At 71.0% G+C, this 12,273-nt stretch carries 12 protein-coding genes; 7 read left to right on the top strand and 5 right to left on the bottom strand.

Annotated elements, in window-relative coordinates; all coding sequences use genetic code 11:
* The first annotated feature begins 27 nt into the window (after nt 1-27).
* Nucleotides 28-588 (top strand): Dps family protein, encoded by a 561-nt coding sequence (locus tag A3Q40_RS19310; RefSeq protein ID WP_068104671.1) that lies wholly within the window; start codon nt 28-30, stop codon nt 586-588.
* 92 nt (nt 589-680) lie between these two features.
* Complete coding sequence (gene nhaA, locus A3Q40_RS19305) at nt 681-2,525, top strand: Na+/H+ antiporter NhaA (RefSeq protein ID WP_157889756.1); 1,845 nt, start codon at nt 681-683, stop codon at nt 2,523-2,525.
* On the opposite strand, the gene A3Q40_RS19300 is transcribed toward nhaA, so the two are convergent.
* Together A3Q40_RS19300 and A3Q40_RS19295 are read right to left on the bottom strand one after the other, a co-directional pair.
* Nucleotides 2,522-3,607 carry a DNA polymerase domain-containing protein gene (locus A3Q40_RS19300; protein ID WP_068104669.1) on the bottom strand — a complete coding sequence of 362 codons (1,086 nt, stop codon included), beginning with the start codon at nt 3,605-3,607 and terminating at the stop codon, nt 2,522-2,524. The two genes, nhaA and A3Q40_RS19300, sit on opposite strands and share 4 nt — an antisense overlap.
* Nucleotides 3,607-4,653 (bottom strand): ATP-dependent DNA ligase, encoded by a 1,047-nt coding sequence (locus A3Q40_RS19295; protein ID WP_068106733.1) that lies wholly within the window; start codon nt 4,651-4,653, stop codon nt 3,607-3,609. The genes A3Q40_RS19300 and A3Q40_RS19295 overlap by 1 nt, the downstream gene beginning before the upstream one ends.
* A 53-nt stretch (nt 4,654-4,706) precedes the next feature.
* Here A3Q40_RS19295 and lppU point away from each other — a divergent pair, with 53 nt between their 5' ends.
* Nucleotides 4,707-5,306: an LppU family putative lipoprotein gene (gene lppU, locus A3Q40_RS19290; RefSeq protein ID WP_068106729.1), complete on the top strand. Its 600-nt coding sequence runs from the start codon at nt 4,707-4,709 to the stop codon at nt 5,304-5,306.
* A 9-nt stretch (nt 5,307-5,315) separates the two neighbouring features.
* Nucleotides 5,316-6,677 (top strand): MFS transporter, encoded by a 1,362-nt coding sequence (locus A3Q40_RS19285; RefSeq protein WP_068104667.1) that lies wholly within the window; start codon nt 5,316-5,318, stop codon nt 6,675-6,677.
* A 2-nt stretch (nt 6,678-6,679) separates the two neighbouring features.
* Here the strand turns inward: A3Q40_RS19285 and A3Q40_RS19280 are convergent, their stop codons facing one another.
* Nucleotides 6,680-7,216 (bottom strand): sigma-70 family RNA polymerase sigma factor, encoded by a 537-nt coding sequence (locus tag A3Q40_RS19280; RefSeq protein ID WP_068106726.1) that lies wholly within the window; start codon nt 7,214-7,216, stop codon nt 6,680-6,682.
* Between the two features lie 281 nt (nt 7,217-7,497).
* Between A3Q40_RS19280 and ilvD the strand changes: the two genes are divergently transcribed.
* Both ilvD and A3Q40_RS19270 read left to right on the top strand, forming a co-directional pair.
* A complete protein-coding gene (ilvD, locus tag A3Q40_RS19275; RefSeq protein ID WP_068104665.1) occupies nt 7,498-9,267 on the top strand; it encodes a dihydroxy-acid dehydratase in 1,770 nt (589 codons plus the stop codon).
* 148 nt (nt 9,268-9,415) lie between these two features.
* Entirely contained in the window at nt 9,416-9,877 is a 462-nt protein-coding gene (locus A3Q40_RS19270; RefSeq protein ID WP_068104663.1) for a DUF6764 family protein, read from the top strand.
* A 186-nt stretch (nt 9,878-10,063) separates the two neighbouring features.
* Here the strand turns inward: A3Q40_RS19270 and A3Q40_RS19265 are convergent, their stop codons facing one another.
* Both A3Q40_RS19265 and A3Q40_RS19260 read right to left on the bottom strand, forming a co-directional pair.
* Nucleotides 10,064-10,735 carry a peptidase S1 family protein gene (locus A3Q40_RS19265; protein WP_068104661.1) on the bottom strand — a complete coding sequence of 224 codons (672 nt, stop codon included), beginning with the start codon at nt 10,733-10,735 and terminating at the stop codon, nt 10,064-10,066.
* 55 nt (nt 10,736-10,790) lie between these two features.
* Nucleotides 10,791-11,507: a DUF6319 family protein gene (locus tag A3Q40_RS19260; RefSeq protein WP_068104659.1), complete on the bottom strand. Its 717-nt coding sequence runs from the start codon at nt 11,505-11,507 to the stop codon at nt 10,791-10,793.
* 115 nt (nt 11,508-11,622) lie between these two features.
* Between A3Q40_RS19260 and A3Q40_RS19255 the strand changes: the two genes are divergently transcribed.
* A complete protein-coding gene (locus A3Q40_RS19255; RefSeq protein WP_068104657.1) occupies nt 11,623-12,108 on the top strand; it encodes a pyridoxamine 5'-phosphate oxidase family protein in 486 nt (161 codons plus the stop codon).
* Nucleotides 12,109-12,273: the final 165 nt, after the last annotated feature.

Here is a 12,273-nt window from a genome sequence, read left to right as displayed (position 1 = left end):
ACGGGGGGCTCGGTCAACTCTGCGGCCATGACTGATTCGACGCAGAAGACGGCTTCGTACACGGTTCCGGGCATGTCCACCGAGGACGGCGCACGCGTGGCAGAGATCCTGCAGGATCGGCTGAACGCGCTGAACGATCTGCACCTCACCCTCAAGCACGTGCACTGGAACGTGGTGGGCCCGAACTTCATCTCGGTGCACGAGATGCTCGACCCGCAGGTCGAGGCCGTCCGTGGATTCGCGGACGACGTGGCCGAGCGCATCGCGACCCTCGGCGGGTCGCCCAAGGGCACGCCGGGCACCATCGTCGCGCAGCGCTCGTGGGACGACTACAGCATCGGCCGCGCACCGGCCATCGAGCACCTCGGCGCCCTCGACCTGGTGTACTCCGGCGTCATCTCGGACTACCGCGAGGCGATCGAGAAGACCGGCGACGTCGATCCCGTCACCGAGGATCTCCTGATCGGCCACAGCGGCCAGCTGGAGCTCTTCCACTGGTTCGTTCGCGCGCATCTCGAGAACGCCGGTGGTCAGCTCTCCACCGCGGGCGCGTCCTCGGAGAAGGAAGCCGCAGCCGACGCCGGCTGACCCGAGACGTTCACGGGCAGCGCCGCACCCGACCGACGGGGTGCGGCGCTGTCGTGCGTTCGGTGTAGTTTGCCCGCGTGAGCGACTCGACCATCACCACCCACCGCGAGCGCGTGCGCGGATGGGTCGAGCGCATCGCCGACGCCCGCCGCGGGGACAGCAGTGAGACCCTCGCCGCCGCGTTTCTCCTGGCTGCCACGCTGGCCGCGCTGGTGTGGGCCAACTCGCCGTGGGGCGAGACCTATCAGGCCTTCTGGCACACGCCGCTCTCGATCACCGTCGGCGCGCACGGCATCGAACTCGATCTCCAGCACTGGGTGAACGACGGGCTGATGGCGTTGTTCTTCTTCGTCGTCGGCCTCGAGGTCAAACGCGAGTTCGCGATGGGCGAGCTGCGGGACACCTCCCGTGCGGCCGTGCCGATCGTGGCCGCCGTCGCGGGGCTGGCCGTCCCGGCGCTGCTGTTCCTGGTGCTCAACCCGTCCGGTCCGGCGTCCGCGGCCTGGGGCGTGGTCATCTCCACCGACACCGCCTTCGTCCTCGGTCTGCTGGCCGTCGTCGGGCCGTCCCGCGCGCTACGCCTGCGCGTGTTCCTCATGACCCTCGCCGTCGCGGACGACGTCGGCGCCCTGGCGATCATCGCCGTGGTCTATACCGACGATCTGCGCGTCGGCCCTCTCCTGGTGTCGTTCCTCGGCCTAGCGCTGGTGCTGCTCCTGCGGCGGATGCGCGTGTGGCGGGGTGCGGGATACCTCGTCGTCTCGCTCGTGACCTGGACGGCGATGTACCTCTCCGGCGTCCACCCCACCCTCGCCGGCGTGATGATAGCCCTGCTGCTGCCCGTCTACCCGCCCCGGCGGCGGGAGGTGGAGCACGCCGCCGCGCTGACGCGGGCGTTCCGCCAGTCGCCGAACCCCGAGTACGCGCGGGCCGCTCGGCTCGGGCTCGAGCGGGCGGTGTCGGTCAACGAGCGCCTGATGCGGCTCTACCAGCCCTACACCGCGTTCCTGGTGGTGCCGATCTTCGCGCTCGCCAACGCCGGCGTGGTGCTGAGCCGCGAGACGCTCACCGCGGCGGCCACGTCTCCGCTCACGTGGGGCATCGTGCTCGGGCTCGTGATCGGCAAGTTCGTCGGCATCACCGGCGCCACGGCGCTGTTCGCCCGGATCCGGCCGCAGGCGCTGGCACCGGGACTGACCTTCCCGCAGATCGCAGGCGGCGCCGCACTGTCCGGCGTCGGTTTCACCATCTCGCTCTTCATCGTCGACCTCGCGCTCGAGGACCCGTTGCTCCAGGACGAGGCGCGCGTGGGCGTGCTGTCCGCCTCCGTGATCGCGGCGCTGCTGGGCTGGGGTGTGTTCGCCCTCGGCGCCCGGCTCGCGCCCCCGCCGGCGGGCCCGCCCACGAAACTGCTGCGGCCGGTGGGTCGACGCGACCACGTTCGCGGCCCGGTGGACGCGCCGCTCACCGTGGTGGAGTACGGCGACTTCGAGTGCCCCTTCTGCAGCAAGGCGACGGGCGTCGCGCGGGAGCTGCGCGAACACTTCGGCGACCGCGTGCGCTACGTCTTCCGGCACTACCCGCTGGACGACTATCACCCGCACGCGCGCTACGCCGCGCAGGCCGCGGAAGCCGCTGCGGCACAGGGCAAGTTCTGGGAGATGCACGACACGCTGTTCCGCCACAGCGACGACCTGGAGCGCGACGCGGTCGACGGGTACGCGGCCGCCGTGGGCCTCGACATGGAGCGCTACGAGGAGGACATACGGACCGGCGACTTCGTCACCCGCGTGGAGGACGACGAGCTCGACGCGCTCACCAGCGAACTGCCGGGGACACCCGCCTTCTATCTGGGGGGTTCCGAGACCCCGCGCCGGCACGACGGCCCGCACGACACGGCGACGATGATCCGCGAGCTGGAGAAACTGCTGCCCTAGCGGTGATCCGGGACCCTGTTGCCGTCGTCGTCCCAGTGCTCGGCCACCTTCTTCGACGGCTGCACGCGCGGGGGCTCCCCGGGCATCTTGGGATAGTCGGGCGGGAAGTTCAGCTCGCCGCCGGGCAGGGTCTCCCACAGCTGCAGCAGCGGGTCCAGCGAGAACGACTCGTCGTCCATGTCCGCCCAGGGGTCGCCGTCCGCGAGGTAGTCCGGCACGGTGTGCAGCGTGTAGGCGCGAGGATCCCGCGTCTGCGCCAACGTCGACCACGTCATGGGGGTACTGACGGGCGCACCCGGCCGGGCGCGCAGGCTCCACGCGCTCGCGATGGTGCGGTCCCGATTGTTCTGGTTGTAGTCGAGGAAGATGCGCTCCCCGCGCTCCTCCTTCCACCAGGCGGTGGTCACGCCGTCGTCACGCCGTTCGAGTTCGCGCCCGAGACCGATTGCCGCGTGCCGAACGTCCTCGAACGTGTACTCCGGGCGGATCCGCACGTAGACGTGGATACCGCGGTTGCCGCTGGTCTTGGGATAGCCGCGAAGACCCAGCTCGGCGAGCAGTTCGCGCGTCACCTCCGCGACGCGCTGCGCGTCGGCGAACGTCGTGCCCGGCTGCGGGTCGAGGTCGAGACGCAGTTCGTCGGGCCGGTCGACCTCGGGACGACGGACGGGCCACGGGTGGAAGGTCAACGTGCCCATCTGGGCGGCCCAGACGAACGACGCCGGCTCCGACGGACACAGCTCGGCCGCCGTGCGCCGACTCGGGAAGGTGATGTCGACCGTCTCGATCCAGTCGGGCGCGCCCTTCGGCAGCCGCTTCTGATAGAAGCCGTCGCCGCCCTTGTCCTGCGGCCCGGTGGCCAGGCGCATGCCGTCGCGGTACCCGTCCGGCCACCGTTCCATCGCCGTCGGGCGATCGCCGACCGCGCGCATCATCGCCGGCCCGACCGCCGAGAAGTACTCGCACACCTGGAGTTTGGTGATCGCGGGTCCGGCCTCGGTGGCCTCGTAGATCACCCGATCGGGGCTGGTGACGCGGACGTCGCGCTCACCCGCCCGCACCGACGCGGCCGGTGTCGCCATCACGCACCCGCCAGGATGTCGGCGACGTCGTACCGCTCGGGGGTGTCGAGCTGGTCGTAGGTGCAGCTCAGGGGATCGCGGTCCGGCCGCCACCGCAGGAAGCGCGCCGCGTGCCGTAGCCGGTCCTTCTCCATCTGGTCGTACGCCACCTCAAGCACGCGCTCGGGCCGCACCGGGATCCACGTCCGGTCCACGCCGGACCGCCACCGGGTCTGCTCGCCGTCGGAGACCACGTCCTCGCCGAGCCGCAACGGTTCCAATTCCTTCTGGTACTCGATCCGCTTGGCGTCGGTGAACGCCGACGCGCCCCCGATCATCTGCAGCCGGTCACCGTTGTAGAGCCCGAGCAGCATCGACCCGATACCGGTGCCGGACTTGTGGATTCGGTAACCGATGAGCACACAGTCGGCCGTCCGGGCGTGCTTGACCTTGACCATCTCCCGCTTGTTCGGCAGATACACCCCGTCCAGGCGCTTGGCCACCACCCCGTCGAGACCCGCGCCCTCGAAGCGGTCGAACCACTCCGTGGCGAGTGCGGCGTCGTCCGTCACCCGGGTGACGTGGCACCGCGGCGACTCCCGCGGCTCGAGGATGCCCTCGAGCGTGGACCGCCGCTCGGCGAACGGGCGGCCCGTCAGATCGTCGTCACCCAGGGCGAGCAGGTCGAACGCCACGAAGCGCGCGGGCGTCTTCTCGGCCAGCATGCGAACGCGACTGTCCGCGGGGTGGATTCGTTCCGAGAGCGAGTCCCAGTCCAGGCGCCACGACCCGTCGCGCTCGAGGGAGACCACCAGCTCCCCGTCGACGACGCAGCGGGTGGGCAATTCCTCCTTCACCGCGGCCACCATCTCCGGGAAGTATCGAGCCAGGTCCTTGCCGCCGCGTGATCCGAGCACCACCTCGTCCCCGTCCCGAAAGACGATGGTGCGGAAGCCGTCCCACTTGGGCTCGTAGGACCAGAGTGCATCCGGAGCACCCTGGTCCGGCACCACCTTCGCGGCCTTGGCGAGCATGGGCTGCAGCGGCGGCATCACGGGGAGGTCCACGTCCGCCATCCTCGCACGAGACTCCGACGTCCCACGGGCATACAGTGACCGCCATGCCTCTTCTCCGGACTCGCCGCCCGCGCACCGCCGCGCTGCTCGGCGCGGTCGCGGCGGTGCTTCTGGCGGCCGGGTGTTCGTCCACGGTCACCGGCACCCCGGTCGCGGCGCCGACCACGTCGGCGGCGTCCTCCACCTCCGAGATTCCGAACGATCGCCTCGTCCCCCCGACCACCACGGCGTCGGGCGGAGACGTGTCCATCGACGTCGCGCCCGGTGACTGCGTACGCCTCGGCGGCACGGTGAACGACGCGACCATCGAGGAAGCCGCGTGCGGCTCGGACGAGTCGAACTACGTCGTGGTGGCGTCGTCCCCGACGTCGAGCGGGTGCCCGTCCGACGTCGACCAGACGTACTACGAAACTCTCGACGGCGTCGAACAGGGCGCGCTGTGCCTCGACATCGACTTCGTGGTGGGCGGCTGCATGGACCTCGGCGGCGAGGATCCCGTCCGCGCCGACTGTTCCGAGCCGATGATCGACGGCGTCCGCGTCGCCGAGATCGTCCAGGACTCCGTGGACGAGTTCGACTGCGACACCGACCGCGCGTACGTGTACGACGAGCGGGAATTCGTCGTGTGCTTCGACAGCCCCTGACCGACCGTGATGGACGCCCCGCGCCTCCGCACCCCTCGCGGGCGATGGATCGTCGCCGCGACCGTGCTCGGCTCGTCGCTGACCATGCTCGACGGCACCGTAGTGAACATCGCGCTACCGGCCATCGCCGCCGATCTCGGTGCGACCGTCTCGGGGCTGCAGTGGACGGTCACCGGCTACACCCTCACCCTCGCCGCATTCGTGTTGCTCGGCGGCTCGCTGGGTGATCGCTACGGCCGCGCCCGCCTCTTCGCCGTCGGGACGGTCTGGTTCACGGCCGCGTCGGTGGCCTGCGCGCTCGCCCCGACCGTCGACGCGCTCGTCGCCGCCCGCGTGACCCAGGGCATCGGCGCCGCGCTTCTGACGCCCGGATCCCTGGCCATCCTCTCGGCGTCGCTCGATCCCCGCGACCGCGGCGCGGCGATCGGGCTGTGGTCGGGACTCGGCGGGGTGGCCGCCGCGGTGGGACCCGTCCTCGGAGGCTGGCTGGTGGACCTCGCCGGATGGCGGTCGGTGTTCTGGATCAACGTGCCGCTGGGTGTCGTCGTTCTGGCGGTCACCGCCCGCCACGTCCCCGAATCACGGGATCCCGACGCCACGGGTCGTCTCGACTGGTTCGGCGCGGCTCTGGTCGTGGCCGCGTTGGCCGCGGTCACCTTCGGCGCGATCGACGCGAATGCGGTGGCGGTGGGACTCGGGCTCGTCGGCGTCGGTGTGTTCGCCGCGTGGCAGCGACGCGCCCACCATCCCCTGGTCGCCCCGGCGTTGTTCTCGTCGCGAACGTTCGTCGGCGCGAACGTGGTGACGGTCGCGGCGTACGCCGCGCTGGGCGGGGTGTTCTTCCTGCTGTTGCTGCAGCTGCAGACCGCGCTGGGGTACGACGCGATCACGGCCGGCGTCGCCACGCTGCCGATCACCGCCGCGATGCTGCTGTTGTCCTCGCGCACGGGTGCGCTGGCGGACCGCATCGGCCCGCGCGTTCCGATGACGGTGGGCCCGATCGTGGCCGCACTGGGGCTCGCGCTGATGACGCGCATTCACCCCGGCGCGACGTACGTCGGGGCGGTGCTGCCGGCCGTCGTCGTGTTCGGGGTGGGGTTGTCGATCCTGGTCGCGCCGCTGACCGCGGCGGCCATCGGATCGGTGCCGAGCGAGCACGCGGGTGCGGCGTCGGCGGTGAACAACGCCGTGGCGCGGACCGCTCAACTGCTGGCAGTGGCCGCGCTGCCCGGCCTCGTCGGCATCACGGGAACCCTGGACGCAGACACGGTGGGGCGGGGCTTCACGTCGGCCATGTGGATCTGCGTGGCCTTGCTCCTCGCCGCTGCAGCGGCGGCGTTCGCGCTGGTCCGGACGCCCGCGCGCGTCTGACGTCAGTCGGCGAGGCAGGCGACCTGCGGGTCCACCCGCAGCTTGGCCAGCGCGCTGCGGATGCGCGACTTCATGGTGGAGACGGGCACGCCCATGCGGTCGGCGGCCTCCGCGTAGGTCAACCCCTCGAAGAACGCCATGAACAGACATTCGCGCTGCCGGCTCGACAACTCGGCCATGGCGTCGAGCACGGGCCGACGGTCGAGGAAGCGGTCGCCGCCGTCCGCGGAGCCGATGGCGGCGTCGAGCATGGCCCACTTGGACTCGCGGTCCGACCGGGACTGCTCGGACCGCACCCGGTCGATCGCGCGGCGGTGGGCCATGGTGACCAGCCAGGCCGCCGGGGAGCCCTGGGACGGCGAGAACGTGGGCGCCTTCTGCCAGACTTCGAGATAGACGTCCTGCACGCACTCCTCGGAGAACCCGCGGTCGCGCAGGACGCGGAGAACGGCGCCGTAGACGCGGGACGACGTGAGGTCGTAGAACCGCGCGAAGGCCACCCGGTCACCGCGCCCGACGGCGAGGAGGAGGTCCACCAGCTCACCGGTGGCGGTCTCGGAACGCCGGGCGGGGGTCGACGCGACGCGCGTCCCGACTGTTACCGAATCGGGTTGTGCGACAAGAGTGTTCACGGTCATCACCTCGGTCCGCGGAGCGCGGGATCGCGCTCGATGCACTCGACAGTGCCAGCGCTCGACGGCGGTACTGCGACACGCACATCGCAATAAGGACACCGTACGGTCACGAAAAGGTCACGGCGCTCGACGTGCGCCGCACCACCCGGGTCGACGCGGTGGCGCGCAGGTCTAGGGTTTTCGGCATGAGCAGCACCCCCAGCAGCACCTCCGAGAACAAGGCCGTCGACGCCGATTCCGCCGGCACCTCTCCCACGACCTCGGCCGACCCGGACGTCAAGCCCCGCAGCCGCGACGTCACCGACGGCCTCGAGAAGACCGCCGCACGCGGCATGCTCCGCGCCGTCGGCATGGGTGACGCCGACTGGGGCAAGTCGCAGATCGGCGTCGCGTCGTCGTGGAACGAGATCACGCCGTGCAACCTCTCGCTCGATCGCCTGGCCAAGGCCGTCAAGGAGGGTGTGCACACCGGCGGCGGCTACCCGCTGGAGTTCGGCACGATCTCCGTTTCCGACGGCATCTCGATGGGCCACGAGGGGATGCACTTCTCCCTCGTCTCGCGCGAGGTGATCGCCGACTCGGTCGAGACCGTCATCAGCGCCGAGCGCCTCGACGGCTCCGTGCTGCTGGCCGGCTGCGACAAGTCCCTCCCGGGCATGCTCATGGCCGCCGCCCGCCTGGACCTCGCGAGCGTCTTCCTCTACGCGGGCTCGACGCTCCCCGGCTTCGCGACACTGTCCGACGGCAGCGAGCACCAGGTCACCATCATCGACGCCTTCGAGGCCGTCGGCGCCTGTTCCCGCGGCCTGATGTCCCGCGAGGACGTCGACACCATCGAGCGCGCCATCTGCCCCGGTGAGGGCGCCTGCGGCGGCATGTACACCGCGAACACCATGGCCAGTGCGGCCGAGGCGATGGGCATGTCCCTGCCCGGCAGTGCCGCGCCGCCCGCACCCGACAAGCGCCGCGACGGGTTCGCCCGCGCCAGCGGTGAGGCCGTCGTCGAACTGCTCCGTCGCGGCATCACCGCGCGCGACATCATGACCAAGGAGGCGTTCGAGAACGCGATCGCCGTCGTCATGGCGTTCGGCGGGTCGACCAACGCCGTGCTGCACCTGCTGGCCATCGCGCACGAGGCGAACGTCGAGCTCTCGCTGGACGACTTCGTTCGAGTCGGCTCGAAGGTCCCGCACCTCGCGGACGTCAAGCCCTTCGGTCGGCACGTCATGACCGACGTCGACCGCATCGGCGGCGTGCCCGTGGTCATGAAGGCCCTCCTGGACGCCGGTCTGCTGCACGGGGACTGCCTCACCGTCACCGGCCGCACCGTCGCCGAGAACCTGGCGGACATCGCACCGCCGGATCCCGACGGCCTGGTCCTGCGGGCGATGTCGGAGCCGATCCACCCCACCGGCGGCATCACCATCCTGTCCGGATCGCTCGCCCCCGGCGGCGCCGTGGTGAAGTCGGCCGGCTTCGACTCCGACGTCTTCGAGGGAACCGCCCGCGTCTTCGAGCGCGAGCGCGCCGCGATGGACGCGCTCGAGGACGGCACGATCACCGCCGGTGACGTCGTCGTCATCCGCTACGAGGGCCCCAAGGGCGGACCCGGCATGCGCGAGATGCTCGCCATCACCGGTGCGATCAAGGGCGCGGGCCTGGGCAAGGACGTGCTGCTCATGACCGACGGCCGCTTCTCCGGCGGCACGACCGGACTCTGTGTCGGTCACATCGCGCCCGAGGCCGTCGACGGCGGGCCCATCGCCTTCGTCCGCGACGGCGACCGGATCCGTCTCGACGTCGCGAACGGCACGCTCGACCTGCTGGTCGACGAGGCCGAGCTCGCGTCGCGGCGCGAGGGCTGGGCACCGCTGCCGCCGCGCTACACCCGCGGCGTCCTGGCGAAGTACTCCAAGCTGGTCGGCTCCGCGTCGCAGGGTGCCGTCTGCACCTAGTCCCGTCGAGCCACGCCGCTCGTGACCCACCCGAGGCCCCACCGTGATCGAGTCGTGATCCGGTGGGGCTTCGGTCGTCACGTAGCGGGGGAACTCTGTCTGTCGACGGGGCAGCGCCGGGCTGCCCGAACTTGGGGAGGCAGCACGCATGTCCATCATGAAGAAGTCCATCGCAGGTGCGTTCGGTGTGGCCCTGGGTGTCGCGGCGTTCCTGCCGGCCACCGCCTCTGCGGCTCCGGTCGACGCGTGTCAGGCACCGTTCGGTCGGGATGCCGTCACCGGTGAGTGCTCCGCCACGAGCGACGCCTCCAGTGCCGCCGCGGCCTACGGCAACGCCACCGCCGACGCCAACCGCAACGCCCTCGCCCTCGCTCTCGGCCTGAACGGCGGCGTCGCCGGATCCTCCGCCGTCGGCTTCGCCGCACCCGCCGCCATTGCCTTCGGACCGGGCAGCGTCGCCGAGGCGATCGGCCTCAACCCCGGTCTGTCCATCGCGATCGCCGGTCCCGGCGCCACCATCACGGTCGACTCCCTCGGCGGCGTGACCTGCGACGGCCCCGGCTTCGCGGGCGACCTCACGACGCTGAAGGCCTGCATCGGCCAGAACTGAGGCCGGAACCTAGGCCAGAACCGAGGCCACGGCCCGCTCGAGGTGAGCAGCACGTGCGGCTCGGCGTCGGATCCTCCGGATTCCCGTCCGCCGACGCCCCGAGCCGCACACTGCGCTCCGAGACGGGCCCCGTGACACACACGAGCCCCGCACCGAGATCGGTGCGGGGCTCGTGTGGGTGATGGATCAGGGAGTGGGCACGAAACCCGTTCCGACGCCGCCGCCACGGTTGATGTCGTCGAAGACCGCGCGGATGTTGGTGCCGACCTCGGGGCCGATGCACGGGATGCCCAGGTAGGCGTTCACCATGCCCACCAACGTGGTGCCGGCGACCACCGGACCACCCGAATCACCCTGCTGCACGCAGATCTGGGTGTAGGTGCGATCGTTCTGGAACAGCTCGCCGTACGTGATGCCGCAGGTGTTGCCGGTGGTCCGGCCTTCCTTGCACATGATGCCGGGGAACGTCGCGGGCTCACCGACACCAGTGATGGTGACGTTGCCGACGCGGTTGGTGGGGGCCACACGGTTCCGATCGAACTCGATCACGGCGTAGTCGAGGCCGCCGACCGAGGAGACGATGCGGCCCACCGCGCCGGCGTCGGGTAGATACTCCGCACCCACCAGGTCACCCGGAACGCCGCAGTGACCGGCGGTGATGCCGACCAGGCGACCGGCGTTGTCGGTGCCGACGGTGGTCAGGGTGCAGTCGAACTTGCCCTTGCCCGAGCTGTCGGCGATCAGGATGCCGGACCCACCGCCCAACACGGCGACGGGTGCGGCGGACGCGGTGCCCACGCCGACGCCGGCGGTCAGAGCGAGAGCAGCGGCAGCCGCGACGACGAGTTTCTTCAGCATGTATTCCCCTCCGGAGTTCCCGCACACCGTAGCAATCCCGGGCGGTGAATCCGTACTAGTTGCCCTGCTCGGTCAATCGATCGAGAACTCGGCGAGCGTCCTCGAGCTCCCGGCTGAGGGCCTCGACCCGTTCGCGCGCCGCGGCCCGAGCGGCCTCGACCTTCTCCTCCACGGCCTCCGACGCCGCCGGATCACCGAGTGCTCGCACGGCCTCGAGCACCCGATCGGCGGTCACGACCGTGGGCTTGCCCGCCTTGCGCGCGCCGTGCGACACCGTGACGGTCCACGTGTCGTCCGGTCCCGACGCCACGGTGACCCCGATCGGCGCGGGAGCCGTTTTCGAGCGACGGGGCTTCGCCGGGGCGGGGGCGGGTGTCGACGCCGCGGCGGTCGCGGGTGCCGGCGCGGGCGCGGGTCTCGGAGCAGCGACCGGGGTCGGAGCCGCCGGAGCCGGAGCCGGGGTGGGCGCCGGGGCCGACCGCGGTGCCCGAGCAGCACGGGGAGCCTTCGCCGGCGCGGGCGCGGTGCGCGAACGCCGGAGCTCCTCCGCCTCGTACGGCAACTGATCGTCCACCCCGGCGGGACTGACGGTGACCGTGGTGCCGTCGATGGACACCACTCGCGCGGACGCACCGGCGTCGAGCCCCAGCGACGGCGTGGCTTCCCGGAGGTAGACGGTGGCGCGCTTGCCGGCGTCGAGCGCGGCCTGCAGCGCGGTCAGATCGTCCTGGGTGAGGGCATCGGCCGGGGGTCGCCGACGGGACGAAGCCATGAGTGTCCTTTCGGGGACGACACGGGAGACACGTCAGTCTGTCACGAGGTCCCGACACCTCCGCCGACGTCGTCGTCGGTGGTTGCGAGCCGATCTCCCCGGGTACGCGCCGCCCATGACCGACACCGATTCCCGCGCCCACGTCGTCGAGCTTCTCTCCGACGCGAACCTCTGCATGTTCACCACCACCTCCACCGACGGGCACCTCATCGCCCGACCGATGGCCCTGCAGGAGACGGAGTTCGACGGCGATCTCTGGTTCTTCGCCGCAGCCGACTCGCGCAAGGTGGCCGACATCGGCGCGAACCCGTCCGTCGGCATCTCCTTCCAGTCCGGCACCTCGTGGGTGTCGGTCTCGGGCCGCGCGTCCGTCGTCCGGGACGACGCGAAGAAGAAGGACCTGTGGAGCCAGGGCGTCGCCGCGTGGTTCCAGGACGGGCCGGAGTCCGACGGCATCGTCCTGATCAAGGTGGAGGCCGAGGGCGCCGAGTACTGGTCCGCCCCGGGATCGAAGGTGTCCACGCTGATCGCGTACGCCAAGTCCCGCATCACCGGCGATCGCCCCGACGTGGGCACCAACGACACCGTCGACCTGTCCTGACGCGACCGGACCGTTCGCTCGGAGCGGACCCCGATGTTCGCTTCCAGCGGACACAGCTGTGAGCGGTCCGGGAGGCTCCGAAATCGGCACCGCCGTACCGCTCTGCCGCGTACCGTTCGACGGGTTCTCTGCGCCCCGGTGCTCGTGACGGGGCGGCTCCGCCTC

The sequence above is a fragment of the Rhodococcus sp. PBTS 1 genome (assembly GCF_001620025.1).
GTDB lineage: Bacteria > Actinomycetota > Actinomycetes > Mycobacteriales > Mycobacteriaceae > Rhodococcoides > Rhodococcoides kroppenstedtii.
This window is presented reverse-complemented; position numbering and strand designations above follow the sequence as displayed.